The organism is Massilia sp. YIM B02763 (assembly GCF_030412015.1).
GTDB lineage: Bacteria > Pseudomonadota > Gammaproteobacteria > Burkholderiales > Burkholderiaceae_D > Telluria.
In genome coordinates this window covers 24657-49850 of sequence record NZ_JASNRD010000020.1, presented here as the reverse complement: position 1 = coordinate 49850, position 25194 = coordinate 24657, and the positions used below count along the sequence as shown (strand labels likewise).

Below are 25194 nucleotides of genomic sequence, written 5' to 3'. Positions count from 1 at the left end.
TTGATATCTCGAAAAAGATAATCAGGGTATCGATAGCTTCAGTATTCCGCCTGCTTTAACAATCCAGGCGAACCGACGCGGGAGCAACATACGGGCTGTGTCAACCGCCGCCGACGGCCGAACTGACGCATTCGGCCAGGATCTCGTCGTCGACGGGCTTGCTGAGGAAGCAAGTCGCGCCGCCGGCGAGCGCGCGCCTGCGTACTTGCTCGTCGGGGAAGGCGGTCATCAGGATGCAGGGCGGGCCGCCGGGTTCGGCGCGCAGGCGGCCCAGCAGTTCCAGGCCGCCCATGACGGGCATCTGGACATCGCTGAGTACGCAGTCGATGCCGGCGAGGCCGGCCGACAGCAGGTGCTGGGCGCCCTCGTACAGCGTGACGCGCCATCCGTAGGAACGTAACAGGGCATGCATGGCGACGCGGACGTCGGCATCGTCGTCGACAACGGCGACGTGGGGGGAAGAACGGCTGGAGGTATCCATGACCCCAGCATACAATGCGTCCGCAGGCACGGAAAGTCATACATTGGTATGACCGGGCCTGCGAGGCGGGAATCGTTGCAATGCGGCGTAACGACGCCTCAGGCTTGCCGCTCCGGCGCCAGTGCCTCTGCCATGCGCACGAGGTCGGCGAAGGTCTTCGCTTCCATCTTGCGCATCGCATTGCCGCGGTGGATCTTGACGGTGATCTCGCTGGTGCCCACTTCGCCGGCGATCTGCTTGTTCATCAGGCCGCGCACGGCCAGGCCCATCACCTGGCGTTCGCGCGGGCTCAGCGTGCGGTAGCGCGCTTCCAGTTCGGCGTGGGAGCGCCCCCGTTCGCGCCGCACGCGGTCGCGCGCCAGCGCCTGCTGGATGGCGTCGAGCAGGTCCTGCTCGCGGAACGGCTTGCTGAGGAAGTCGACGGCGCCGCCCTTCATGGCGCGCACCGTCATCGGGATGTCGCCGAAACCGGTCATGAAGATCACGGGCAGGGCGACGCCTTCCTGGTTGAGCTGGTCCTGCAGGTCCAGGCCGCTGGCGCCCTGCAGGCGCACGTCCAGCAGCAGGCAGCTGCACACCTCGGGGCGCGGCGCGCGCATGAATTCGGCCACGCTCGGGTAGCAGGCCACCTGCATCCCGACCGAACGCAGGAGGCGCGACAGGCTGTCGCGCACTTCGGCGTCGTCGTCGACGACATGGACGAGTTCCGGGATCGTGGTGTCACTGCTCATGCGCGTGGGCCTCCTGGGGGACGGGTAGTTCGACGTGGAAGGTGCTGCCCGGCGGCGTGCTGCGCGCGCCGATCTGGCCGCCGTGCTTGGTGATGATGGAACGGCAGATCGACAGGCCCAGGCCCATGCCGTCCGACTTGGTCGAGAAGAACGGCTCGAACAGGCGCGCGCTGTCGGCGTCGGCAATGCCCGGACCGCTGTCGCGCACCGACAGGCCGACGGTCTCGCCGTCCCGGTACGTGCGCACTTCCAGCCGCGCCGGGGTACGGGGCGCGGCCATCGCCTGCAGCGCGTTCATGATCAGGTTGATCAGCACCTGCTGCAGCTCGACGCGGTCGCCGACCACCGCGGGCAGGCCGGGTTCCAGGTCCAGGCGCAGCGCGAGCGGGGCGCGTTCGAGTTCGCGCTGCAGCAGCTCGATGGTCTCCGTGACCAGTGCGTTCAGGTCGAGCTGGCGGTGTTCGGGATCGGCGCGGCGGGCCAGCGCGCGGATGCGGCGGATCACCTGGCCCGCGCGTTCGCTGGCCTGCACGATGCCGTCCAGCGCCGCCATGGTCTCGGGCAAATCCGGCTCCGGCCGCCCGAGCCAGCGGCGTGCCGCCTTGGCGTTGGCGAGGATCGCCGTCAGCGGCTGGTTGACCTCGTGCGCGACCGAGGCCGCCAGTTCGCCCAGCATGCTCACGCGCGCCGCGTGCGCCAGCTGGATCTGGGAGGCGTGCAGTTGCTGTTCGGCCTCGACCCGCTCCGTGATGTCCGTGATCGCGCCCAGGTACTCGCAGTCGCCGTATTCGTCGCGCGACACCTCGGCCAGCACGTGCACGTGGCGCAGCTGGCCGTCCGGCAGCAGCAGGCGGTGGGCGAAGTCGATCTGCCCCTCGCAGGCCAGCGCGCGCCCGAAGGCCTCGCGCACGGCGGCGCGGTCTTCCGGCAGCGTGCGCTCCAGGACGCGCTCCATGCTCGGCGCGGCGTCGCCGCTGTAGCCGAAGATACGCGCCGCTTCCTCCGACCACACCATCGACGCGTCCGGCACCTTGATGCCGAAGCTGCCGGTGCGCGTCAGGCGCTGGGCGCCGGCCAGGAAGGCTTCGCTGCGGCGCAGGGCGTCCTGGCGCTGGCGCAGCCGGTCCAGCGTGTCCTGGCACTTGACGGCGAGCCAGGTGGCGATCCCGATGGCGGCGATGCTGACCAGCGCGCGGCCGGCCGGCGAGGGGTGCAGCGTGAAGCCGTGCGCGATCAGGTAGGCGCCCATGGTCAGCAGCACGCAGGCCACGCTCAGCGCGAGCGCGGCCCTGCGCGGCCAGGCCGAGGCGGCCAGCATCAGCACGACGATGTACATCACGGCGATGGCGGTGTCGAGGCGGGTGAAGGCGTCCACCGCGAAAATCGCGCAGGTCAGCAGGATCAGGGCGGCGGATTGTGCGGGATGGCCTTGGCGTCGTGGCATGTTTACAAGCTCCGGAATTTGCTGGAGCTTACACCTGTCCGAAGGTGAGGCCAACTAGTAAAAAGACGGGTATTCGGCGGGCATAGTGGCCGAAATGGAGGGATCAAGCTGCTATCGCGCGCGCTTCGCCTGCCTCGCGCACTTTGCCAATCTCGCGCGCGGCGCCGTGCTCGTGCAGCGCGGCCAAATCGCGCGCCGGCATCGGCCGCGCGAACAGGTAGCCCTGGAACGACAGGCAGCCGATCTCGCGCAGGCGCTCCCACTGGTCCTCGCATTCGACACCTTCGGCCACCACGTTCAGTCCCAAGCTGGCGGACAGGTGGACGATCGCCTGCACGATGCTGGCGGCGTGCGGCGTGCGCAGCATGTCGCGCACGAAGGACTGGTCGATCTTGAGCTGGTCCAGCGGCAGCCGCTGCAGGTAGCTCAGCGACGAGTAGCCGGTGCCGAAGTCGTCCAGCGAGAAGCCGATGCCGTACAGCTTGAGCGACTGCATGCGCGCGATGGTGTCCTCGATGTCTGTCAGCAGCATCGATTCCGTCAGTTCCAGCTTGAGCCGGCGCGGGTCGGCGCCGCTCGTCGCGATGATCTCCAGCAGGCGCGCCACGAAGTCGTCCTGGCGGAACTGGCGCGCGCTGACGTTGACGGCCAGCGTCAGGTTCGCCGTGGCCGGATCGCCGCTCCAGGCCACCAGCTGGCGGCAGGCTTCCTGCAGCACCCATTCGCCGATGCCGACGATCAGGCCCGATTTCTCGGCCTGAGCGATGAAGGCGCCGGGCCCCGTCAGGCCGTCGCGCGGATGGCGCCAGCGGATCAGCGCCTCGGCCCCGATCATCAGGCCCATCTGGTTGACCACGGGCTGGTACCACAGCTCGAACTCGCGCCGCGCCAGCGCGAAGCGCAGGTCGGTCTCCAGGCTCGTCGTGGCGTCCACCGCGGCTTGCATGCCAGGGTCGAAGAAGCGGTAGGCGCCGCCGCCGGCCGACTTGGCCTCGTACATGGCCATGTCGGCCTGGCGCAGCAGGTCGTGCGCCACCACGTGGCCGTTGCCGAACAGCGCCGCCCCGATGCTGGGCGTGCTGCGCAGCTCGTGGCCGTCCAGCGTGTAGGCGAGCGAGAGCGCGTTGAGGATCTTGCGCGCCACCAGCTCGGCGTGGGCGCCGGCGTCCGGCGCGGTCGTGCCCAGGTCTTCCAGCAGCAGCACGAATTCGTCGCCGCCCAGGCGCGCCACCGTGTCGATGTCGCGCGTGACCTGCTGCAGGCGGAACGCGACCATTTCCAAGAGGCGGTCGCCGGTGTCGTGGCCGCGCGTGTCGTTGAGCAGCTTGAAGTCGTCCAGGTCGATGAACAGCACGGCGCCGTAGCCGCCGTTGCGCTCGCACTTGGTCAGCGCATGGCCCAGGCGGTCCATCAGCAGGCGCCGGTTCGGCAGGTTGGTCAGGCCGTCGTAGAACGCCAGGTGGGCGATGTCCGCCTCGGCCTGCTTGCGGGCGCTGATGTCGCTGCGGGTGCCGACCATGCGCACCGGCTGGCCGTTTGCGCCGCGCTCGACCACCTTGCCGCGCGACTGCACCCAGACCCAATGGCCGTTGCGGTGGCGCATGCGGAACTCGGCCTCGAAGTCCGGCGTGGCGCCGTGCAGGTGGCGTTCAAGGATCACGTGCAGCGCGTCGCGGTCTTCCGGATGCACGGGGCCCATGCCCTCGGGGTCCATGGTTTCCTGCTCGCCCGAAGTGTAGCCGAGGATGGCGCAGGCGCGCGCATCGACGCTGCGGCGGCCGGAGGCGATGTGCCAGTCCCACAGGCCGATGCTGGCGCCGGCCAGCGCGAGGTCGACCCGTTCGGCCGCCTCCATGCGCTCGGCCTCGGCGCTGCGCGCCAGCAGCTCCAGCGCGCCGCGGCGGCGCTGGGCCAGCAGCAGGGCGGTGGCGCAGGCCAGCCAGAACAGGGCCCAGCCGGCCAGGCTGGCCAGCGCCACGCGGCGCCAGCCCATGCCGATCAGGTCGGCGTTGCGCGACAGGCCGATGACGAGCGTGCGTTCCAGGCCCAGGTCCGCCAGGCGCATGCTGCGCTGGACCAGCAGCCGCTCGGTGCCGGACGCATCGCGGGCGCGCTGCACGGTGACCAGGCGGCCGCCGGCGCGGTGCGCGGCCAGCAGCGGATCGGCATGGGCCGGCACGGCGCGCATCTCGGCCGGATCCGGCGGCACGTACAGCAGGCGCCGTCCGCTCGGATCGGAGATCGAGATCGTCATGTCGCTGGCATACAGCGCCGAGCGCATCACGGCGTCGAAGTATTCGGGGTTCAGGATCGCCACCACGGCGCCGCGCCCGCAGCCGTCCAGCGGCGACAGCGACATGGCGACCTTGAGGTCGAAACGGTCCGGCTGCGCCTCGAACGGGTCGGACAGGTACAGCGTGTCGCCGCTGCACATGTGCGCGACGCGCGCCAGGAAGCGGCGGTCGTCCAGGCGGCGCGCGCCCAGGTCGTCGTCGGACAGCAGGATGCGCCCGTCCGGGCCCAGCGCCATCAGCGCCCGCACACCGGGCATCGCGCGCTTGAGCGATTGCAGCAGCGTGCGGCGGCAGGCCGGGCCGCAGGCGGCGTCCGCGCGCAGCGCCTCGCGTGAGCCTTCCAGCGACCAGCGCACCGCCTCCAACTGGCGGTGCAGCGCCTGGTCGATCACCTGGACCTGCTCGCGCATGCGTTCTGCATCCGCTTCCAGCGCCGTGCGGCGTTCGTTCCAGGCCGTGCCGGCCAGCAGCAGGCCGGTCGACAGCAGGCCGGCGGCGAGCAGCAGCCATTCCGTGAGGCGGCGCCGCGGTGCGGTCAGGCGGAGCAGAAGGTGCAGTGGCATGATGGTCTCCCTGTTCATGGCTGCGATCGTAAGCGGCCCGTGCCGCCGGCGCCATCAGACCTCGGTATGGCCGCTCATACGGGTGTATAGGGAGGCGCCGGCGGAGGCCCGCAACGCGCACGATTGGCCCGTGGGCGCTTCATGGTTTACCATCCGTGTGGCTGCGCCCAGCGGCGGATACTCGGAGAACACCATGAAAGCGATCCTGACCGGCCACACCAAGGGCCTCGGCGCCGCCCTCGCGGCCAACCTGCTGGCGCGCGGCGTGCCGCTGCTCGGCCTGGCGCGCACGGGCGCACCCGCGCTGCGCGAAGCCTATCCGGACCTGTTCGAGGAAGTCGAGCTGGACCTGGCCGACGGCGCCGCGCTGGCGGCCTGGCTCGAAGGGGGCGCGCTGGAACGCTACCTGGACGGCACCGGCGCCGTCCTGCTGCTGAATAACGCCGGCGTGGTCGGCCCCGTCGGCCCGCTCGACGTCCAGGACCCGCAGGCCGTATTGCGCTCGGTGGCGTTGAACGTGGCGGCGCCGATGGCGCTGTCGGCGGCGGTCGTGCGCGCCAGCAGCGCCGCGCAGCGGCGCATCCTGCACATCTCCAGCGGCGCGGCGCGCAACGCCTATCCGGGCTGGAGCGTGTACTGCGCCACCAAGGCCGCGCTCGACCAGCATGCGCGCGCCGTGGCCCTCGACGGCGAGCGCGGGGTGCGCATCTGCAGCCTGGCGCCTGGCGTCATCGACACGGGCATGCAGGCCGAGATCCGCGACACGCCCGAGGAGCGCTTCCCGCAGCGCCAGCGCTTCGTCGACCTGAAGGAGACGGGCACGCTGGTCGATCCTGAACGGTGCGCGGAGCAGCTGGTCGACTACATGCTGGGCAGCGGGTTCGGGGCCGAGGTGATTGCGGACTTGCGGACGCTGTCGTGACCCGTAGCCCATCGACGCAGGGTGGGCGCGGCCGGCGTAGGCACCGCGTGCCCATCATGCACGGATGCCCCTGCGGCTGAGAGGTGTTGACTGGCGTCAAGGTAATGCCGCAGCGGCGATGGGACGATGCATCTTGGTCTCAAGCAATTGCACATCGGGGGAGCGATGGACGAGCTGCTGCGCTATTACGAGGAAGAGCTGGGACTGTTCGGGCAATTCGCGCGCGAGTTCCGCGCCCGCTACCCGAAGCCGGCCAGCGAGCTGCACGTGGCCGGCGAAACCTGGGAAGACCCGAGCGTGGCGCGCCTGATCCAGTCGGTGGCCCTGCTCGGCGCGCGCATCCAGAAGCGCCTCGACGACGACTACCCGACATTCACCGAAGCGCTGCTGGACAGCCTGTACCCGCACTACCTGCGCCCGCTGCCGGCGTATTCGATCGCCCAGGTCGGCTGGCGCGGCGATGGCGAGATCCCGGACAACGTCTCGGTGCTGGCGCGCGGCAGCATGTTGCGCAGCAGCGCCGCCCACGGGCAGGTGGTGCGCTTCCGTACCGTCTACGACGTCCTGCTGGCGCCGCTGCGCGTGGCGCGCCTGCGCTTCGATCCGCTGCTGGTGGCGCCGCGCGCCGCGCATGCGCCGCGCGCGGTCGGCAGCAGCATCGCGCTCGAGATCGCGCTGGCCCATGGCGGCGCCGGCCCTGGCTCTGGCCCTGGCGCCGCGGCGGCGCTGCCCGCCCGCCTGCGCCTGTTCGCCGACGGCGAAGCCTCGGTGCGCGCGGCGCTGGTCGACGCGCTGTTCCTGCGTACCGCCTGCGCCTGGCTCGAGGTGGACGGCGACGGCCGCAGGCTGCCGTTGGCCACGGTGCCGCTGAGCCTTGCCGGGCTGGACGAGGCCGACGCCATGATCCCGTATCCGGCGCGCTCCCATCCGGCGCTGCGCCTGCTCAGCGAATACTTCGCCTATCCGGAAAAATTCAATTTCGTCGACGTCGACCTGGCCGAAGTGGGCGCGCTGCTGCCGCCGCGCTGGCGCCGCTTTACCCTGCACCTGGGCTTGTCCGGCATCCGCCCCGACGGCGGGGAGGCGCGCCTGCTGCAGGGGCTGGACGCGCGCAACCTGCTGCCGGGCTGCACGCCGGTGATCAACCTGTTCTCCAAGGCGGCCGCGCCGCTGCAACTGGCCCACACGAGCGCCGACTATCCGCTGCTGGCCGACGGCGCCCATGCGGCCGACTACGAGATCCACAGCGTCGACGCCGTGCGCCTCGTGCGCGACGGTGCGCGCCCGGCCGTGACGCATTTCGCGCCTTTGTATTGCGCGGACGACGGGTGCGCGGACGACGCCGCGCCCACCGGCGCGCATTACTGGATCGTGCGGCGCGACCATGCCACCGCCGCCGTCAGCCCGGGCCACGAGCTGCGCATCGCGCTGATCGACGGGGATTTCCGCACCACCGAGGCCGGCGGCGCCACGCTGTCGGCCGACCTCACCTGCAGCAACCGCGACCTGCCGGCGCGGCTGCCCTGGGGCCAGGCGCAGGGCGACCTGCAGAGCGGCGATGTGGCGGGGCTGGCGCCCGTGCGCCTGCTGCGCAAGCCGACGCCGTCGCGCCGCTTCGAGGGCGTGCGCGGCGCCCACTGGCGCCTGATCTCGCACCTGGCCCTGAACCATGCGGGCCTGACGATGGCGGGCCTGGCCGACTTCCGGAAGATGCTGGCGCTGTACGACCTGGCGCGCTCGCCGGTGGCGCAGCGCCAGATCGCCGGCATCCTCGGCCTGGAGCACGGCGCCGTACGCGCCTGGGTCGCCACGGCGCCCGTCGCCACACTGATGCCGGGCATCGGCATCCGCCTCACCGTCGACGAGGAAGCGTTCGCCGGCAGCGGCCTGTACCCGTTCGTGCAGGTGCTGGACCGCTACTTCGCGCTGAACGGGCAACTGAACTGCTTCACACGGCTGCAGGTCGTGTCGCGCCAGACCGGCCAGGAGATCGCCGCCTGCGCACCCCGCATGAGCGCGGGCGGCATCGACGCGGCGCCGGGCGGCGCGGGATGGAAGTGATCGCGCGCCTGCTGGCCGACCCCCAGCGCTTCGAATTCTTCCAGGCGGTGCGCCTGCTGCAGCTGTGGCTGGGCGAGCACGGCGTCGCGCCGCGCCAGGCGCTCGACGGCCACCTGCGTTTTCCCAACAGCCTGTCGCTGGCGTTCCCGGCCAGCGAGATCGAACGCCTGGCCGTGGAGCGCATGCCGGGCGGATTGCCGCGCTTCGTGCTGACGCCCGGTTTCATGGGCCTGCTCGGCGCCCACGGCGCGCTGCCGCGCGACGTCACGGAGCGCATCCTGGCCTGGCAGGGCGGGGAACCCGATCCGGAACTGGCCGCCGCCCCGCGCGCCTTCCTCGACATGTTCTCCACGCGCATGCTCGCGCTGTTCTACGGCGCCTGGAAAAAATACCGCGTCGAGCTGACGGCGGGCGGGCCGGACGACGCCTTCCTGCCGCTGCTGCTGGCGCTGGCCGGGCTCCCGCCGGGCGCCCTAACGGGCATCGACGGGAAGGCGCTGGCGCCCTACGCGGGCCTGCTGGGCCGCCGTCCCGTGTCGGCGGCCGTGCTGGGCCGGATCCTGTGCGGCCACTTCTCGGTGCCGGTCCGCGTCGTCGAGGGCGTCGGCCACTGGGACCGCCTGCTGCCGGCCGAGCGCAGCGCGCTGGGCGGCGGCGGCGGCCGGCCTCCGGCCGCGCTGGGCCGGGCCGCGCTGCTGGGGGAGCGCTGCTGGCGTCCGGACCTGCGCGTGCGGGTGCGCATCGGTCCCCTGGACCGCGAGGGCTTCGCGCGTTTCCTGCCGCACGGCGCGCGGGCGCTCAGGCTGCGCACGCTGCTGGGCCTGTTCGCCGCGCCCGCGCTGGCCTACGAGGTCGAGCTCGTGCTGCGCCGCGCCGATGTCCCGCCGCCGCGGCTGGCACAGGACGGTCCGAGGCTGGGCGTGGACGGCTGGCTGCTGGGCGGGCCGGCGACGACGGACCGCGCCGACCTGCGCTACGAACTGCGGCCGCTGGGGCCGCTGCCGCCGTTACCGGCCGGTGACCGCCGCGGCCGCGCTGAAAGCCCTTGACCTTCCCACCGTGGGAAGGAATATCCTGTCAGGGAATCGACAGGAGAACCCATGCAATCCTCATCCAATCTTGCCGCTGCCGCCACCCACACCGTCGGGATCGACGGCATGACCTGCGCGTCCTGCGTGGCGCGGGTCGAGAAGGCGCTGAAGGCGGTGCCGGGCGTCGTCGACGCCAGCGTCAACCTGGCCACCGAGAAGGCCAGCGTGCAGGGCAGCGCCGCGCCGGCGGCCATCCTCGCCGCCGTCGAGCGGGCCGGCTACGATGCGCGGCTGCTGGACGCCGGCCGTCCCGCGCCCGCCAGCGACGCCGCGCCGGCATCCCGCTTGCCGTCGTGGTGGCCGGTGGCGCTGGCCGCCATCCTGAGCGCGCCGCTGGCCGCGCCCATGCTGGGGGCGGCGCTGGGCCGCGCCTGGATGCTGCCGGGATGGCTGCAGCTGGTGCTGGCCACGCCCGTGCAGTTCTGGCTCGGCGCGCGGTTCTACCGCGCCGGCTGGAAGGCGCTGCGCGCCGGCAGCGGCAATATGGACCTGCTGGTGGCGATCGGCACCTCGGCCGCCTACGGGCTGTCCGTCTACCTGCTGCTGGCACAGGGCCGTATGGATGAGGGAATGGGACACCTCGGTGGACACCTCTATTTCGAATCGTCGGCGATCGTCGTCACGCTGGTCCTGCTGGGCAAATGGCTGGAAGGACGGGCCAAGCGCCAGACCGTGGCGGCGATCCGCGCGCTCGAGTCGCTGCGCCCGGCCACGGCGCTGGTGCGGCGCGGCGGGCGCGACGCCGAGATCGCGCTGGACGCGCTGCGCGTGGGCGACCTGATGGTGCTGCGCCCCGGAGAGCGCGTGCCCGCCGACGGCCGCGTGGTCGAAGGGGAGAGCCACCTGGACGAGTCGCTGCTCACGGGCGAAAGCCTGCCTGTCGCGAAACGCGTGGGCGACGCCGTCACGGGCGGCGCCGTCAACGGCGAAGGCCTGCTGCTGGCCGAGGCGACGGCCGTCGGCGCGGCGACGATGCTGGCCCGGATCATCCGCATGGTCGAGGATGCGCAAGCCGTCAAGGCGCCGATCCAGCGCCTGGTCGACCGCGTCAGCGCCGTGTTCGTGCCGGCCGTGCTGCTGGTGGCCGGCGTCACGCTGCTGGGCTGGGGGCTGGCGACGGGCGACTGGCAGGCGGCGCTGCTGAACGCAGTCGCCGTGATGGTGATCGCCTGCCCCTGCGCGCTCGGACTGGCGACGCCGACCGGCATCATGGTCGGCACCGGCGCCGCGGCTCGTTACGGCATCCTGATCAAGGATGCGGAGGCGCTGGAAACGGCCCATGCGGTGCGCACCGTGGTGTTCGACAAGACGGGCACGCTGACGGAGGGGCGGCCGGCGCTAGTGGCGCTGGAGACCGCCGGCGGGGGCGACGCGCGCCGCGTGCTCGCGCTGGCCTGGTCCGCCCAGCAGTTCAGCGCGCACCCGCTGGCGCGCGCCGTGGCGGAGGCGGGCGCGGCGAACGGCATCGCCTGTCCGGCGGCCTCGGACGCGGCCGCCTTGCCGGGACGCGGCGTGCGCGCGCGCGGCGGCGAAGGCGTCGTCTACCTGGGCAACCTGCGCCTGATGCAGGAACTGGGCGCCGAGGCCGCGATCGCGCCGGCGCTGCGCGAGGCGGCCGGTCGCCACGAGGCCGACGGCCGCACCGTGTCCTGGCTGGCGCTGGCGCGCGACGGCGGCACGCCGGCCGTGCTGGGCCTGCTGGCCTTCGGCGACCGCGTCAAGCCTGGCGCCGCCGCGGCGATCGCGCGCCTGAAGGCGATGGGCGTGGCCTCGATCATGCTGACCGGCGATAATCGCGGCAGCGCCGCCGCCGTCGCCCGCGCATTGGGACTGGAGCGCCATGTGGCCGAGGTCCTGCCGGGCGCCAAGGCCGACGAGGTGCGCGCCTTGATGAACGCCGGCGCGGGCAGGGTGGCGATGGTCGGCGACGGCATCAACGATGCCCCCGCGCTGGCGGCGGCCGACGTCGGCATCGCCATGGCCGGCGGCACCGACGTCGCCATGCACACGGCCGGCATCACGCTGATGCGCGGCGATCCGGCGCTGGTGGCCGATGCCATCGCCATCTCGCACCGTACCTACCGCAAGATCCGCCAGAACCTGGGCTGGGCCTTCGTCTACAACGTCGTCGGCATTCCGCTGGCAGCGTTCGACCTGCTCAATCCCGTGCTGGCCGGCGCCGCGATGGCCCTCAGCTCGGTGAGCGTGGTGACCAATGCGCTGCTGCTGCGGCGCTGGCGACCGGCGCGGCAGGACAGGGCGGCGGCGCCGCCGGGCGCATGGGAGCCCTTGCGCTTGCCGTCGCAGGAATCCGTATCAACCATCGGGGCGGCAGCCGCCCCTGTTCAAGGAGAAGCGAAGATGTATGAATTGACCGTCGAAGACATGACCTGCAAACACTGCGTGGGTCGCGTGACCAAGGCCGTGCAAGGGGTGGACAGCGGCGCTGTCGTGGACATCGACCTGCCGACCGGCAAGGTGAAGGTGGACAGCAAGGCGGAACTCGAGCGGATCGCGCAGGCGATCGACGAGGCGGGGTATCCGGTGAAGGAAAAGAAGGCGGCCTGACGGCCGCTCAAAAGACGCCGTTCCTGCGCAGGCAGGGACCTAATTTTGCAAGCGCACCAATCGTGCAAGCAGAAATTGGGTCCCTGCCTCCGCAGGGACGACGTAGCTTAAGCCTGGTTACGCGCCGGCTTAGAAGCCGTACTTCAGGCCCACCGACACGATGTCGGCCTTGGTGCCGGTGTCCTTGTCGCGGCCATAGCGCTCGTACTCGCCGACGATCGACGTGTTCTGGTTCAGCGCGTATTCGACGCCCAGGCCGCCGTACAGGCCGGTGTCGCGCTCGTTGTAGTCGCCGTAGCCGGCGATGCGGTTCTTGCGTTCGTTATACGACGCGCCCAGTTTGCCGTAGGCCGAGAAGCGCTCGTTCAGCGGATAGGCGTACTTGGCGGCGACGTAGGAGCTGTTGCCCTTGACGCTGGCGCGGCCCGGCAGGCCCGACGGGACGTTGGTATCGTAGTCGCGGCTGCCGAAGTGGGTGTAGCCCAGTTCGACGGCCCAGTTCTGGTCGATGTTATAGCCGCCGAAGACCTTGGCGCCTGCGCGCCAGTCGTCGGATGCCTGGTTCTTGCCACCCGAGACGCCGACGCCGACATAGGGGCGCGGGGCGGTGTAATTCGAGGTGTCGATGGTGGACTGGGCCTGGGCGGCGCCCATGGCGGCGACGCCGGCGGCGAGTGCGATGATCAGTTTTTTCATTGAATGGTTCCTTTCCACTGGTCGCGGTTCCTCGTGAACCGCGTAAGGAAACGATAGCAGCGCAGGCAATATTGACCGAGAAACAATCCGTAAGTAACTGTAACGGAGCGGGGTAGTAACTGACTCGCTGGTCAATATGCATGCGGGGTATCCGCCCTAAATAAAGGAAAGATGCCAGACGTTGCGCGATGTAGAGGGCTGCCGCGCGTCGGTCAGCGCTGTGACATTCTGAAACAACTTGTTGCTGTCGCATGATTGCAACAAGAATTTGACAATTCAATAAAAAACGCCGTGCCCGGCGCTAGCCGGCACGGCGTTCCATTGACGACGGGACGATGCAGCTTAGAAGTCGTACTGCACGCCGACGGTGTAGACATCCGCCTTGGCGCCCAGTTCCTTGTCCTTGCCGTAGCGTTCGTATTCGCCGATCAGCGAGACGTTCTGGTTCAGCTTGTACTGCACGCCCAGGCCGCCATAGACGCCCGTGTCGTTGTCGTTGTAGCCGCCGACGTTGCTGCGCAGCTTACGCTCGGTGTAGGCCACGCCCAGTTTCGCGAAGCCCGAGAAGCGGTCGTTGAATGCGTAGGTGTATTTGCCGGCGATATAGCTGTTCTCGCTCTTCACGTCGCCACGGACGCCGGAGCGGTTGAAGTCCTGCTTGTCGAACCAGGTGTAGCCGCCTTCGACTGCCCAGTTCTGGTCGATCTGGTAGCCGCCGTAGACCTTGGCGCCGGTACGGTAGTCGTCGGTGGTGACGTTGTCCGAAGTAGCCGCGCCGATGCCGGCATAGAAGTGCGGGGTGGTCGAGCCGACGGTCTGGGCTTGTGCTGCGCCAACGGCAACGATGCTAGCGATCAGGGCAAAAACGAGCTTGTTCATGGTCATTCCTTTCAGTTCTTGTTTTGGTCTGTGTCGCAGTTCGTCATGAATTGCGTAAGGGAAAGATAGTCCTCCACAGGCCGGAAAAAAAGGTGCCATTCGTAAGCAGCTGTAACATCGCCACCGGTTACTGACCTTTCGGTCAGGTAGCGAGGTGGCGCAAATCAAGATGAGCGAAGTATTCCGGCAAATTATCTCTGGGAAAGTATCGCAATGCGATACTTGTATTTCGTGACATCTTGCAACAAATTACTGCCGCCACCGCGGCGGTGGCGGCAGGTTTCATGCGCAACGCATATCAGTGACCGCCGTGGCCGCTGCCGCGCTTGACCTTGGCGGGCGGCGTGGCCGCCGGCGCGGGCGCGGGCGCGGCCCGCACGGGCTCCTCCAGCGGGCCGTTCCACTCCGCGGCGACGGTTCCTTTCGGATAGGCGTACCAGCCCGGATCCTTGTAGTCGCCGCGCGCCAGTCCTTCGCGTACCTTGATCGTGGTGAACATGCCGCCCATCTCGATCTCGCCGAACGGTCCTTTCCCGTCCATCATCGGCAGCGTGTTCTCGGGCAGCGGCATGCGCATGCCGCCCATCGAGCCACCCTTGTCGCCCATGACCATATAGCCCGGCACGAGGTCGTTGATCTTGCGGGCCACGCCGCGGTGGTCGACGCCGATCAGGTTCGGCACGTCGTGGCCCATCGCGTTCATCGTGTGGTGCGACTTGTGGCAGTGGAAGGCCCAGTCGCCCGGCGCATCCGCGATGAATTCGATGGCGCGCATCTGGCCCACGCCCACGTCGACCGTCACTTCGGGCCAGCGCGCGGCCGGCGGGATCCAGCCGCCGTCGGTGCCCGTCACCTCGAAGCGGTGGCCGTGGATGTGGAAGGGGTGGTTCGTCATCGTCAGGTTCCCGATGCGGATGCGCACGCGGTCGTCCTTGCGCACCACCATGGGGTCCGTGCCGGGGAAGGCGCGGCTGTTGATCGTCCACAGGTTAAAGTCCAGCATCGTATTGACCTTGGGCGTGTAGCTGCCCGGTTCGATGTCGTAGGCGTTCAGCAGGAACACGAAATCGCGGTCGACTGCGTGCTGGCGCGGATCCTTCGGGTGCGTGACCCAGAAGCCCATCATGCCCATCGCCATCTGCGCCATCTCGTCCGTGTGCGGGTGGTACATGAAGGTGCCGGCATAGCGCGCCACGAATTCGTAGACGAAGGTCTTGCCCGGCGCGATTGCCGGCTGGTTCAGGCCCGCCACGCCGTCCATCCCGTTCGGCAGCAGCTGGCCGTGCCAGTGGATCGTGGTCGCTTCCGGCAGCTTGTTGGTGACGAAGATGCGCACACGGTCGCCTTCGACGACCTCGATGGTCGGGCCAGGACTCTGGCCGTTGTAGCCCCACAGGTTGGCCGTCATGCCGGGCGCGATCTCGCGCACCACGGGTTCCGCCACCAGGTGGAATTCCTTCACGCCGTCCTTCATGCGCCACGGCAGGCTCCAGCCGTTGAGCGTGACGACGGGGTTGAACGGCCGGCCGTTGGGCGGCGGCGGGGGCGGGAGGGTAGCGGGCGAGCTTTGCACCGGCGCCTCGGGGACGGCGGCCTGGCCGGCCTTGCCGACCAGCGCGGCGCCGAGGAAGGCGCTGCCGGCGCCGCCGATGAAGTGTCTGCGGGATGTCATTCTGCGTGTTCCTTGTGTTCGTGTGCCTGGACCGCGGCCGGTGTGCCGACGCGCGCGCCGAGCGCGGCCTCGAGGTTGGCTTGCGCGGTCCAGAATTCCTTCAGGGCGTCGATATAGGCGTTGACGGCGCCGGCCTGTTCGCGCGCGTCGGCGAGCAATTCCTGGGTACTGGCCAGCATGCCGTTGTAGCGCAGCAGGACCTCGCGCGAGATCTGCTTGCGCAGCGGGATCACGGAGTCGCGGTAGTGGCGGGCGACGTCGTACGAGGTGCGGTAGTCGAGATAGGACTCGCGCGCCTCGCTGCGCGCCGTGACCGCCGTTTCCGCCACGTGCTGCAAGGACTGCATGTAGACGGCTTCGGCGCGCGCCACGCGCGCGCCGCCCCAGTCGAACAGCGGCAGTTCGATCGACAGCTCGTAGCCGCGCGCGGACGGCGAGCCCGTCTCGGACTTGCCGGCATAGCCCAGTTCCAGCGCATTCACGAAGCGCGTGACGCGCGTGAGGCCGAGGCTGCCGGCCGTCGCCTGCGCGTCGGCCTTGGCCGCCTGCACGTCCAGGCGCTGTTCGAGGGCGATGCGTTCGACGTCCTGCAGCTCGGCCGGCATGGCCGGCAGGTCGGGCAGGCGATCGGGCAGCGTGTATTGGGTGTCGGCGCCCCACAGGCCCATCAGGCGGGTCAGGCGTTCGCGCGTGGCCATGACCTGCTTGCCGGCGCGCGCCAGCGCGGCCGCGCTTTCCGCATGAAAGGCCTGCTCGCGTGCGAGGTCGAGCCTGGCGATATTGCCGGCCGCCGTCATCCGCGCCGCCAGTTCGGCGCTGGCCTCGGCCGAGGCGTTCACCTGGCGCGCGTATTCCAGCTGCTGGCGCGCGGCGACGGCATCGATCCAGGCGCGGCGCGTGTCCGCCGCATGCCGTTCGATGGCTGCGCCGACGTCGCGCCGCACGGCCTCGAAGCGGCGCGCTTCCATGCGCGCGGCCAGCGGCGTGGTCAGCAGGCCGACCAGGTTGAACGACAGGCTCCGTTCGATCTCGATGTCGCCGCCCCCCGACACGCGCTTGAAGCCGAGCGCCGGGTTCTGCAGGCGGGAAGCCTGCGCCAGCTCCGCCTGGGCGATGCCGACGTTCCAGTAGGTCGCCTGCAGGCCGGGATGGTTGACGAGGGCGACGCGCACGGCCGCGTCCATGTCGAGCGGCCGCGCCAGCTCGGCGCGCACGCTGTCGCGCAGCGTGCGCGCGGCCTGCTCGTCGCGTGCCAGGCGCGGCGTCGCGCCGATGCGGCCGGCCGTCGCGTCGGCCACGGCGCCGAAGCCGCCGTCGGGCGCGACCGCCGTGCAGCCGCTCGCCAGCAGGGCGGCGGCCAGCAGCGCCGCGCCGTTGCGCAGATGCGTGCTCATTGCTGGTCTCCGTGGTGCTGGACGTGGTGGTCGTGCGCCCGCTGCTGTTGTTGCGGCTCCCGCTGTGGCGGCATGCCGTGGCCTGCATGCGGATCGGCCGGCGCCGCGGGCGCGGCATGGCCCGCATGGCCGGCGTGGCCGTCCATCGATTTCATGGTCAGCGCCATCGAGTTGGTATTGGCGACGGTGTCGTTACTGGCTTTCCAGTGGCGGTCCGGCCGGTGCGGCGCGGGTGCCGCGCGGTAGTCGACGGCCGGCCGGTAGGCGGTGGCGGGTACCGGCGCCTGCGCATCGGCGGGGCCGGATTGCCGCGCCTGGGCAAGGGTACAGGCGGCTGCAAGCAGCAGGCCGGCGGCGCGCGCCGGCATGGATGATCGTTTCATGGTTCCTCGTACGGTCTGGCGTGATGGGGCCGCAGCCGGTGGGCGGCGGCGACGCGGGCCTGGAGCGGTCGCGGGGACCGCCGGCGCAGGCCGGGATGACGTCAGGCGCGACGCGCGCGCGGAGGCCGTTCGAGCAGCGTGGGGTCGACGCTCGGCACGTGGCCGGCGCGGAAGGGGATCGAGCTGGAATCGGGCGTCGCCGGCGCCAGCGGCGTGGGCACGGCGGCCGGTGCCATCGCGGCGCCGACGCAGCAGGACGCGCATGAGCCCTTGCCGTGGTGGGCGTTGCCGTCGTGGCAATCCGGCGTCCCGGAGGATGCTGCGTCGGATGCCGCGTCGGACGTCGCCTGCATGGCGCAATGCGCGTCGGCATTGTCCGCCCCGGCCATCGCCGCCGCATGCCCGTGGCCCGCCATCGGCGCGTCCACCGCATGCACGTCCACCGCATGCACGTCCACCGCATGCACGGCCGCGGGCGGCGCGCACGGCAGCATGCCCGCCGCGGCGACACCCTGGAAGGGCAGCGCCAGCAACAGCAGCCAGGCGAGGAAGACGTGGACAAGGGATTTCACGCGCTTATTCTAGCATGTGGCATCGGGCCGACAACGGCATCGTCATCGCGCTGTTGCCGCCGTGCGGGACTTGTAGACACGAGCATAACTGATAATATATTGACATCGGTAACGAGAGGGCAGCGGCACATGAGGCTGATGACGCGGAAGCTGTTGACGCGCTTGCTTGCAGCGCCAGGCATGGGCACCCAGCACGGCGTCGCCGAGCGCGCCGCGCACGTGATCGACAAGGTGATCTTCGACATGGGCGTCGAGCGCCTGCTGCAGGGAACGATGCAGCTGGATTGGCGCCTGCGCCCGTGCTTCCATGGTTGCCCGGAAGGCGCCGCCCGGGCGTCGCTGGCGACGGTGGTCCTGGCGCGCCTGAGCGAGGCCGCGGCACTGGGCGCCGCCGGCGAGCGCGGAGCGCCGCTGCAGCCCTACACGAGCGCCATCGTCGACGCGCTGCTGCGCGAATTCCGCGCCCAGTCGCCGCGCTTCCGGACGTTGCCCTGACGCCGGCCGCGGCTACAATGCCGCATGCCGAAAAACTCTCCCATCTTCCCCGGCCCGCGTACCGCGCGCGGCGCCGTTCTCGCGGTGCTGCTGTCCAATGGCGACCAGGCCGGCGCGGAACCCCTGCGCGGCAGGGTGACGCTGGCCGCGATCGTGCGCGCGCTCAAGCGCAAGTACCACTGGCCGATCGAGACGACCAGCTTCCCGTCGAACGCGGCGGATGGCCGCGCCACCTGGGCCACCGTCTACAGCCTGCCGCCCGACGTGATCGCGGCCGCCCTCGACGAGCGGGGCCGCGACTGGCTGCGCAGTGCCGCTCGATGAAGCGGACAATGAAGCGGACAACGAGCTGGCGGCGAGGGCGGCGGTTGGGGCCGTCCGTCAGGCCGGCTGCGCGAATTGCGCCGCCTGCTCGCGCGCCGCGCGCTTGATGGCCTGCGGCGGCTGGCCGAAGGCGCGCAGGAAGGCGCGGCGCATGCGCTCGGAGTCGGCGAAGCCGGTCTCGCGCGCCACCACGTCGACGGGGTGGTTGCTGTCCTCCATCATGGCGCGCGCCGCTTCCACCCGCAGCAGCTCGATCGCCCTTGCCGGCGACTGGCCCGTCTCGATGCGGAAGGTACGGCTGAACTGGCGCGTGCTCAGGTTGGCGGCATCGGCCAGCTCGTCCACCGACAGGGGCTTGCGCAGGTGCCGCTTGGCATAGGTGAGCGCCTGCTGGATGCGGTCCGACTTCGGCTGCAATTCGAGCAGCGACGAGAACTGCGACTGGCCGCCGCTGCGGCGGTGGTACAGCACCATCTTGCGGGCGACGTTACGCGAGACCTCGATGCCATGGTCGTCCTCCACCAGCGCCAGGCACAGGTCGACGCAGGCCGTCATGCCGGCCGAGGTCCAGAACTTGCCGGCATTGATGAAGATGCGGTTCTCGTCGACCTGCAGGCGCGGGAAGGCGTGCTGCAGCGTGCGCCCCAGCTCCCAGTGGGTGGTGGCGCGCCGGCCTTCCAGCAGCCCGGCCTGGGCCAGCAGGAAGGCGCCCGTGCACAGGGCGGCGACGCGGCGCGATTCCTCGGCCGCGCGGCGCAGGATCTCGAGGAAGCCCTCCGAGGCCGGCGCCGCGCCGGGCATCATCTGGCCCGCCACCAGCAGCGTGTCGTAGTCATAGCGTGTGATGGGCGCGGTCAGGACCTGGATGCCGGACGAGCTGGCGAGCATGCCGCCCTCTTCGGACAATACCGTCATGTCGTAGCAGGGTTCGTCGAGCAGCGTGTTGGCCACTTCGAAGACGGTGCTGGCCATGAAGTCCAGTGCCTGGAAGCCGGGGGGCAGTAGTAGTCCGATCTGTTTCATGATGTCCTCAGTGTTTTCGATGCGTGCGGATGTCGGCGAGAACGCGCCGGCGCCCAAACAACCTGGCATCCAGGGAGTACGCCCCAGGCCCCGCGAGGCCGACAGCCAGGCAACAAAGGATCGGATCGACCAGCGATCCGACGTCCTGCGCGGTGCCGAGCGCAAAGCACAGCAGTTCGCAGGCGAGGCACGAGGCCGCGGCCAGCGGCGTCAGGAACCCCGTTGCGAGCAGCAGTGCCGTCGCGCCGCACGCCAGCGCCAGCGCCAGCGGGGGTGGCGCGGCGATGCCGCTACCGGCCAGTTGGTAAGCCGTGGTGGCGCGCAGGAGCAGCAGGCCGATGCCTGCCGCGCCCCGCGGAAACGCACTTGCAAACAATTTCACTGCTGCGCTCCGGTCAAGGTGGGCCGTGCATTCCCGGCAACTCGCTCATCCGGGACCGGCCGGGCGACTATCGCCTTGCCGTGCCAGAATGTAGAATGAATGTTAAAGTTTTTTGCGGTCGCAGCAATCTCCAGATCATTCAGGGTCGAACTACCCAGATTTGGGGATGACGGCGTGGCGCCTCCCTGGCACGGTCCGGGGCGCGTGCTTTTCCCACTACCAGAACCAGGTCCCGCCATGCCCATTTCCGTACTGATCGTCGACGACCATCCCTTGTTCCGCCAGGGGTTGGCCAGCATCCTCGACGGCGAACCCGATATCGTGCTGGCAGGGGAGGCGGGCACCGGACGCGAAGCGCTGGCATGCTGTCGCAGCCTGCAGCCGGACGTGGTCGTGATGGATATCCAGATGCCGGAACTGGACGGCATCGAAGCGACGACGCTGATCCGGCGCGACTTTCCCGACATCCGGGTGGTGGTGCTGACCACCTACGAGGGCGATGTCCACGCCCTGCGCGCGATGAAGGCCGGCGCCAGCGGCTACATGCTCAAGGGCCAGGCGCGCAAGGACCTGCCCGACGCCATCCGCGCGGTGTACGGCGGCGAGCGCCGCATGGCGCCCTCGGTGGCCATGGCGATGGCATGCCACGTGCACGACGACGCGCTGACGCCGCGCGAGATCCAGGTGCTGGAACTGGCCGCGACCGGCAAGACCAACCGCCTGATCGGCACGCAGCTGGGCATCTCGGAAGCCACGGTGGCGGCGCACATGAAGAGCGTGCTGTCCAAGATGGATGCGAACGACCGCACCCACGCCGTCGTGCTGGCGCTCGAGCGCGGCATCATCGACCTGCGCCGGCGCGGCGCCTGACGGCCCCTCAGGCGCCGGTACGGCCCAGCAGCGCGCGCAGGCGGCGGCGCCAGCGCTGCTTTTCCTCCGGTGCGTACACGCGCGCGGCGGGGAAGCGCGCGATCACCTCGGTGCCCAGTCCCGCGCGGCTCCACCATTCCAGCGTGCCGCCGAGCGCCCCGGCGCGTTCCTTCATGCCGGGCAGGCCCCAGTGTCCGTCGCGGCCGCCGCGCTGCTGGATGTCGTCGTCGATGCCGCGGCCGTCGTCGCGCACGACCAGGCCGAATTCGCCATTGCCGTAGGTGAGCTCGACCTCGATCTTGCGGGCATGCGCGTGCTGGTAGGCGTTGAACAGCGCCTCGCGGCCGATGTAGTAGATTTCGCGCCAGGCCGCGTCCTGCAGAGGACGGATCGTGCCGCCGACGAAGAGCTTGAACTCGGCGCCGAACTGCTCCTGCAGGGTGGCGCCGAAGGCGGCCAGCGCGTGCCCGATGTCGGCGCGGCTGCCGTCGCCGCCCGCGCGCAGGCCCTTGATTTCCTCGCGCGCTTCGCGCATCACCGTGTCGGCCTGGTCGAGGATCGCGTCGAGGCGCCCGCGTACCTCGCTGCTGCGCTCCATCGGCTTGACGGCGCCATGCAGGCGCAGGAGCAGCGCCTGCATGTTCTGCAGCAGGGAGTCGTGCAGGCTGCGCGAGATGCGCTCGCGCTCGGCGAGCCTTTCCTGGAAGCGTTCGTTGAGGCGCTGCGCCAGGCGCCGCATGCGCCAGCGGTAGGCCAGGGCCAGCAGACCGATGGCGGACGCGGCGCACACCAGGCGGAACCACGTGGTCTGCGCCATGGTGGGCCGGATGACGAGATCGATCTGTGCCGGCGCGAGTGCGGGGACGCCATCCTCGTTGGTCGCGCTGACGCGGAAGCGGTACGTTCCGGGGCCGAGGCCGCTGTAGAAGGTCGAACGCCGGCTGCCCGCATCCTGCCAGTCGGGGTCCACGCCGTCCAGCCGGTAGCGGAAGCGGACCCGCTCGGGGTTCGTGTAGCTCAGGGCTGTATAGTCGAGGCGCAGGCTGCTCGTGCCGGCGGGCAGGACATGGCGACCCTGCGCATCCCTGGATGCCCCTTCGACGCCGGGCGGTTCGATGGCCAGTGTCGGCGCCACCTCGTTGCGGTGGACGCGGGACGGGTCCAGGTAGACCACCCCGGCCTGGGCCGAGAACCACAGCCTGCCGTCGCGCGTCCTGGTCGCAGTGGGAAAGCCGTTGTAGGACAGCGCGGTGCCGGGATAGCCCTCGGTGCCGTCGTACAGGGTGGCCTGCACATGCCCGGAGCCGGCGAGCGCCGCCTTCCACGCCGAGGCTGCCACGTGCACGACGCCTTTCCTGCCGTTGAACCAGCGGTCGCCGTTCGGGTCCACGATGTGGCCGGTGATCCCCGCGAGCAGCTCCGGGTCGCTTGCGTCCAGCCGATGAATGCGACCACCGACGACCACCGCGAGCCCATCGGCGCCCGCCACGAGCACGCCACGCTGCACGTCGATCAGTGTGATGGGGCCGATGCCGGCATTGCCGCTGACCGCGGACAGCGCGCCGTCGCGAAACCGCATGACCGTCCCGTCGCGGAACCCTAGCCACGCGGCATTGGGCGCGTCGGCCTCGATGCTCGTCACCCCCTTCGGCGCGCCGTAGTCGCGCGACGGGGTCCAGGCGCCGGCATGGTAGTGGAACAGCCCATGTCCGGACAGGCCGAGCCAGATGTCGTCGCCGCTCCCGGTAAGGCGGATCGCCAGGCCCTTCAGCAGCTTTCCGTCCGGTCCCGGGGGATAGTCGATCGTCGATACCGCGCCGCCGCGCGTGCGCGTGAGGCGGCCGTCGCTGGCGCAGAGCAAACTGCCGTCGCCCGTCCGGGCGAACAGGGCAGGCGGGCGCGGGCGTCCGAAGACCGTGCTGCCCGCTTCGAAGCGCAGGCCGCTGCCCGTGGATGCGACCAAAGGGGCGCCATCGGGCGCGGCGACCACCTGGAACCAGCGTTCGCCCATCGGCAGCGGGATCGGTGCCAGACGATTGTGACGGAAGCGTTCCAGGCCGGTCCGGGTCGCTACCCAGATATTGCCTTCGCGGTCTTCCAGCATCGTTTGGGTGGTGAGGTCGCTGAGCTCCCATGCGCGGTCCAGGCGGTCCGTGGCGAGCGCGGCGGCGTCGAACGGCGCACGTGCCCGCAGGCGGTCGGGCGTGGTGCGGCACAATCCAGTCGGACACATCAGGGTCCACCGATTGCCGTCGCGGTCCACGATCCCGCCGGAGGCGCTGGTCGGCGCGCGCATCGTCCCCGCCGCCAGGGTCGCCGTCGGACCGGGCGCTGGCAGCGCCTGCCACCGTCCATCCCGGATCAGCCACATGACGCCATCCGGTGCCGGCACAACGGGATTGCCGCTGTCCGGCATGCCGGTCGCGACGAAGCGTCCGTGTTCGCGGTCCAGCAGGTACAGCCCCGTGTCCTTGCTGCTGGCCCACAGCCGGCCGTACCGGTCCAGGGTGACGGCATCGGCGACGGGGCCGGGGAAGCCCTGTTCCGGACCGTAGGCGGTCCAGCGTCCGCCGTGGTAGCGCAGCATGCCCTTGACGGTGGCAGCCCAGATGCTGCCGTCCGTGTCGACGGCCAGCTGGTAGCTGGCCGGCACATCGGCGGCACTGGCCAGGCGCGTGACGGTTGCGCCGCGCAGCTGCACGATCCCGCCCATCAGGTAGCCAACGAGCAGGTCGCCGTGCGCCGTGGCGTACAGCGTCGAGACGCCGCCGCCAGGCAGGTCGATGCCCGCGCCGCCGTACCTGGAGAACCGCACGCCGTCGAAGCGGTACAGTCCGGAAGTCGTGCCCAGCCACAGCCATCCGTCCGTCGTCTGCGCCATCGTCGTGATGTTCGACGGCGCCCCGGACTTGGCAGTCCAGCTCGTGTGGTTGTAATCGGCGAGCCTCACGCGCGGGTCGAGAGCGTGTGCGGTCATCGCGGAAAGGGCCAGCAGGCTGCCCAGCACGAGGCGGACGGATCGGCGGAGCAGGGGCGTTGCGTCAGGGCGTTTGTTCGGCATCGGCGGGTGCGCTCGGTCAAGGGCGTGGCGCTGCAGGGCATGGGCAGCGCCAGATTGGCCATGCTTGCCAATCTTTCTTTACTGAACGATCACTCTACCATTTAATGGCGAACTGTTGTAATACTCAGTCATGATGATGGTCATCATGTTACAAGGGAGGGGAAAGCGAAGAGAATTTTGATTGTATATACAATTGTAGAAGAATTCATTGGGCGTCCGGCGCGGGCCGCTCGCCCATCGCCGAGCGCAGCGCCCCCGATTCGAAGTAGATCCGCTGGATCGACGGATACGCTTGCGCCACCGTGCGTTCGAGCCGCGCGATCGCCTGTTCGACCTCGTCGATGCGCATGCCGCGCTTGAACGTGACCGATGCCGTCAGCAAGGCCTCGTCCGGCCCCAGCTGCATGCTGAGCAGCTTGCCCACGGCGAGGACGGCGGGGTCGTCCTCGAAGATGCGGCGCAGGCGCTGCGTGGCTTCCACGCCGATGGTCTCGCCCACCAGCAGGCCTCCCGTCTCGCGCGCCAGCGTGAACGCGGCGCCCACCAGCAGCAGGCCGATCAGGATCGAAGCGGCCGGGTCGATGTAGGGGTTGTCGAGCAGGTGGCCGAGGAAAATGCCGGCGCCGGCGATGACGAGGCCGGCGAGCGCCGCCGAATCCTCGATGAACACGCTGAACACGGCCGCATCCTTGCTGGCCCGGACCGTTTGCCACAGCGAGGCGCCGGGCTTCCTCACCTTGTTCAATTCCTTGCGCGAGACGTTCCAGCTATAGCCTTCGAACGCGGCCGAGACCAGCAGCACGACGTAGTTCCACAGCGGATCCTCGAGCGGCTCGGGCTCGCGCAGGGAGACGATGCCATGGTGGATCGACAGGCCGCCGCCCAGCGCGAACACGGACATGGCGACGATCAGCGCCCAGAAGTACATGGCCTTGCCGTAGCCGAACGGGTGGCGCTTGTCGGGCGGCCTGGCGCTCACCTTCTCGCCGATCAGCAGCAGCAGCTCGTTGCCCGTGTCGACCGCCGAGTGGATGCCCTCGGCCAGCATCGCCGCGCTGCCCGTGATGGCGGCGACGATGAACTTGGCGACGGCGATGCCGAGGTTGGCGACGATGGCCGCATAGATGACCTTGCGCGAGCCGCCGCCGTCCCCGTCCTTCGACGCCTTGCGTTCCGGTTCCGTCTTCGTTTGTGTTCCCGCTTGCGCTATGCTGTCGCTCATGAATGCCATCGTCCTCGTTGTCCGTCGGCTCAAGTGTAGCCAAAAGCGTCCACGACCCCTGCACGG

Annotated in this window: 21 protein-coding genes; 7 read left to right on the top strand and 14 right to left on the bottom strand. The window is 70.0% G+C overall.

Annotated elements, in window-relative coordinates; all coding sequences use genetic code 11:
- Positions 1 to 100: 100 nt before the first annotated feature.
- The 4 genes from QPK32_RS21325 to QPK32_RS21310 form a co-directional block, all read right to left on the bottom strand.
- Positions 101 to 481, bottom strand: coding sequence for a response regulator (locus QPK32_RS21325; RefSeq protein ID WP_290414812.1), 381 nt, complete (start codon positions 479 to 481; stop codon positions 101 to 103).
- 98 nt (positions 482 to 579) lie between these two features.
- The gene (locus QPK32_RS21320) at positions 580 to 1212 is read right to left on the bottom strand and encodes a response regulator transcription factor (protein ID WP_290414811.1); all 633 of its coding nucleotides are present in this window, start codon (positions 1210 to 1212) and stop codon (positions 580 to 582) included.
- Positions 1202 to 2656: a sensor histidine kinase gene (locus QPK32_RS21315; protein WP_290414810.1), complete on the bottom strand. Its 1455-nt coding sequence runs from the start codon at positions 2654 to 2656 to the stop codon at positions 1202 to 1204. Before QPK32_RS21315 ends, QPK32_RS21320 begins: the two co-directional genes overlap by 11 nt.
- 103 nt (positions 2657 to 2759) lie before the next feature.
- Complete coding sequence (locus tag QPK32_RS21310) at positions 2760 to 5513, bottom strand: EAL domain-containing protein (protein ID WP_290414809.1); 2754 nt, start codon at positions 5511 to 5513, stop codon at positions 2760 to 2762.
- A gap of 193 nt (positions 5514 to 5706) precedes the next feature.
- On the opposite strand from QPK32_RS21310, the gene QPK32_RS21305 reads away from it, so the two are divergent.
- The 4 genes from QPK32_RS21305 to QPK32_RS21290 all read left to right on the top strand — a co-directional run bounded on the left by QPK32_RS21305 (position 5707) and on the right by QPK32_RS21290 (position 12155).
- Positions 5707 to 6435: an SDR family oxidoreductase gene (locus QPK32_RS21305; RefSeq protein WP_290414808.1), complete on the top strand. Its 729-nt coding sequence runs from the start codon at positions 5707 to 5709 to the stop codon at positions 6433 to 6435.
- A 126-nt stretch (positions 6436 to 6561) separates the two neighbouring features.
- Positions 6562 to 8496, top strand: a complete 1935-nt coding sequence (gene tssF, locus QPK32_RS21300) for a type VI secretion system baseplate subunit TssF (protein WP_290414807.1) — start codon at positions 6562 to 6564, stop codon at positions 8494 to 8496.
- Positions 8487 to 9545, top strand: a complete 1059-nt coding sequence (tssG, locus tag QPK32_RS21295; protein ID WP_290414806.1) for a type VI secretion system baseplate subunit TssG — start codon at positions 8487 to 8489, stop codon at positions 9543 to 9545. The genes tssF and tssG overlap by 10 nt, the downstream gene beginning before the upstream one ends.
- Positions 9546 to 9596: 51 nt before the next feature.
- Positions 9597 to 12155 (top strand): heavy metal translocating P-type ATPase, encoded by a 2559-nt coding sequence (locus QPK32_RS21290; RefSeq protein WP_290414805.1) that lies wholly within the window; start codon positions 9597 to 9599, stop codon positions 12153 to 12155.
- Positions 12156 to 12284: 129 nt separating this feature from the next.
- On the opposite strand, the gene QPK32_RS21285 is transcribed toward QPK32_RS21290, so the two are convergent.
- From QPK32_RS21285 to QPK32_RS21260, 6 genes are all read right to left on the bottom strand, one after another.
- Positions 12285 to 12851 (bottom strand): porin family protein, encoded by a 567-nt coding sequence (locus QPK32_RS21285; RefSeq protein ID WP_290414804.1) that lies wholly within the window; start codon positions 12849 to 12851, stop codon positions 12285 to 12287.
- A gap of 342 nt (positions 12852 to 13193) precedes the next feature.
- Positions 13194 to 13730, bottom strand: a complete 537-nt coding sequence (locus QPK32_RS21280; RefSeq protein WP_290414803.1) for a porin family protein — start codon at positions 13728 to 13730, stop codon at positions 13194 to 13196.
- A 298-nt stretch (positions 13731 to 14028) separates the two neighbouring features.
- Positions 14029 to 15402 carry a multicopper oxidase family protein gene (locus tag QPK32_RS21275; protein ID WP_290414802.1) on the bottom strand — a complete coding sequence of 458 codons (1374 nt, stop codon included), beginning with the start codon at positions 15400 to 15402 and terminating at the stop codon, positions 14029 to 14031.
- On the bottom strand, positions 15399 to 16796 hold the full coding sequence (locus QPK32_RS21270; protein WP_290414801.1) for a TolC family protein: 1398 nt from the start codon (positions 16794 to 16796) through the stop codon (positions 15399 to 15401). Before QPK32_RS21270 ends, QPK32_RS21275 begins: the two co-directional genes overlap by 4 nt.
- On the bottom strand, positions 16793 to 17179 hold the full coding sequence (locus QPK32_RS21265) for a hypothetical protein (RefSeq protein ID WP_290414800.1): 387 nt from the start codon (positions 17177 to 17179) through the stop codon (positions 16793 to 16795). The genes QPK32_RS21270 and QPK32_RS21265 overlap by 4 nt, the downstream gene beginning before the upstream one ends.
- 101 nt (positions 17180 to 17280) lie before the next feature.
- Complete coding sequence (locus QPK32_RS21260; protein ID WP_290414799.1) at positions 17281 to 17751, bottom strand: hypothetical protein; 471 nt, start codon at positions 17749 to 17751, stop codon at positions 17281 to 17283.
- A gap of 138 nt (positions 17752 to 17889) precedes the next feature.
- On the opposite strand from QPK32_RS21260, the gene QPK32_RS21255 reads away from it, so the two are divergent.
- Together QPK32_RS21255 and QPK32_RS21250 are read left to right on the top strand one after the other, a co-directional pair.
- Complete coding sequence (locus tag QPK32_RS21255) at positions 17890 to 18246, top strand: hypothetical protein (RefSeq protein WP_290414798.1); 357 nt, start codon at positions 17890 to 17892, stop codon at positions 18244 to 18246.
- A gap of 24 nt (positions 18247 to 18270) precedes the next feature.
- The gene (locus tag QPK32_RS21250; protein ID WP_290414797.1) at positions 18271 to 18570 is read left to right on the top strand and encodes a hypothetical protein; all 300 of its coding nucleotides are present in this window, start codon (positions 18271 to 18273) and stop codon (positions 18568 to 18570) included.
- Positions 18571 to 18627: 57 nt separating this feature from the next.
- On the opposite strand, the gene QPK32_RS21245 is transcribed toward QPK32_RS21250, so the two are convergent.
- On the bottom strand, positions 18628 to 19593 hold the full coding sequence (locus tag QPK32_RS21245) for a GlxA family transcriptional regulator (RefSeq protein WP_290414796.1): 966 nt from the start codon (positions 19591 to 19593) through the stop codon (positions 18628 to 18630).
- A gap of 7 nt (positions 19594 to 19600) precedes the next feature.
- Positions 19601 to 19975, bottom strand: a complete 375-nt coding sequence (locus QPK32_RS21240) for a hypothetical protein (RefSeq protein WP_290414795.1) — start codon at positions 19973 to 19975, stop codon at positions 19601 to 19603.
- Positions 19976 to 20212: 237 nt separating this feature from the next.
- Between QPK32_RS21240 and QPK32_RS21235 the strand changes: the two genes are divergently transcribed.
- The gene (locus tag QPK32_RS21235) at positions 20213 to 20845 is read left to right on the top strand and encodes a response regulator transcription factor (RefSeq protein WP_290414794.1); all 633 of its coding nucleotides are present in this window, start codon (positions 20213 to 20215) and stop codon (positions 20843 to 20845) included.
- A gap of 7 nt (positions 20846 to 20852) precedes the next feature.
- Here the strand turns inward: QPK32_RS21235 and QPK32_RS26750 are convergent, their stop codons facing one another.
- Positions 20853 to 23795 carry a triple tyrosine motif-containing protein gene (locus QPK32_RS26750; RefSeq protein WP_290414793.1) on the bottom strand — a complete coding sequence of 981 codons (2943 nt, stop codon included), beginning with the start codon at positions 23793 to 23795 and terminating at the stop codon, positions 20853 to 20855.
- A gap of 316 nt (positions 23796 to 24111) precedes the next feature.
- Positions 24112 to 25128, bottom strand: a complete 1017-nt coding sequence (locus tag QPK32_RS21225) for a cation diffusion facilitator family transporter (protein ID WP_290414792.1) — start codon at positions 25126 to 25128, stop codon at positions 24112 to 24114.
- Positions 25129 to 25194 lie beyond the last annotated feature (66 nt).

Bases quoted from the DNA above. Each gene is read 5' to 3' on its own strand.
- QPK32_RS21285 (WP_290414804.1), bottom strand. From the start codon at position 12,851: ATGAAAAAACTGATCATCGCACTCGCCGCCGGCGTCGCCGCCATGGGC.
- QPK32_RS21280 (WP_290414803.1), bottom strand. From the start codon at position 13,730: ATGAACAAGCTCGTTTTTGCCCTGATCGCTAGCATCGTTGCCGTTGGC.
- QPK32_RS21320 (WP_290414811.1), bottom strand. From the start codon at position 1,212: ATGAGCAGTGACACCACGATCCCGGAACTCGTCCATGTCGTCGACGAC.
- QPK32_RS21250 (WP_290414797.1), top strand. From the start codon at position 18,271: ATGCCGAAAAACTCTCCCATCTTCCCCGGCCCGCGTACCGCGCGCGGC.
- QPK32_RS21310 (WP_290414809.1), bottom strand. From the start codon at position 5,513: ATGCCACTGCACCTTCTGCTCCGCCTGACCGCACCGCGGCGCCGCCTC.
- QPK32_RS21325 (WP_290414812.1), bottom strand. From the start codon at position 481: ATGGATACCTCCAGCCGTTCTTCCCCCCACGTCGCCGTTGTCGACGAC.
- QPK32_RS21290 (WP_290414805.1), top strand. From the start codon at position 9,597: ATGCAATCCTCATCCAATCTTGCCGCTGCCGCCACCCACACCGTCGGG.
- tssG (WP_290414806.1), top strand. From the start codon at position 8,487: ATGGAAGTGATCGCGCGCCTGCTGGCCGACCCCCAGCGCTTCGAATTC.
- QPK32_RS21255 (WP_290414798.1), top strand. From the start codon at position 17,890: ATGACGCGGAAGCTGTTGACGCGCTTGCTTGCAGCGCCAGGCATGGGC.
- QPK32_RS21265 (WP_290414800.1), bottom strand. From the start codon at position 17,179: ATGAAACGATCATCCATGCCGGCGCGCGCCGCCGGCCTGCTGCTTGCA.
- QPK32_RS21245 (WP_290414796.1), bottom strand. From the start codon at position 19,593: ATGAAACAGATCGGACTACTACTGCCCCCCGGCTTCCAGGCACTGGAC.
- tssF (WP_290414807.1), top strand. From the start codon at position 6,562: ATGCATCTTGGTCTCAAGCAATTGCACATCGGGGGAGCGATGGACGAG.
- QPK32_RS21225 (WP_290414792.1), bottom strand. From the start codon at position 25,128: ATGAGCGACAGCATAGCGCAAGCGGGAACACAAACGAAGACGGAACCG.
- QPK32_RS21275 (WP_290414802.1), bottom strand. From the start codon at position 15,402: ATGACATCCCGCAGACACTTCATCGGCGGCGCCGGCAGCGCCTTCCTC.
- QPK32_RS21305 (WP_290414808.1), top strand. From the start codon at position 5,707: ATGAAAGCGATCCTGACCGGCCACACCAAGGGCCTCGGCGCCGCCCTC.
- QPK32_RS21235 (WP_290414794.1), top strand. From the start codon at position 20,213: ATGCCCATTTCCGTACTGATCGTCGACGACCATCCCTTGTTCCGCCAG.
- QPK32_RS21315 (WP_290414810.1), bottom strand. From the start codon at position 2,656: ATGCCACGACGCCAAGGCCATCCCGCACAATCCGCCGCCCTGATCCTG.
- QPK32_RS21270 (WP_290414801.1), bottom strand. From the start codon at position 16,796: ATGAGCACGCATCTGCGCAACGGCGCGGCGCTGCTGGCCGCCGCCCTG.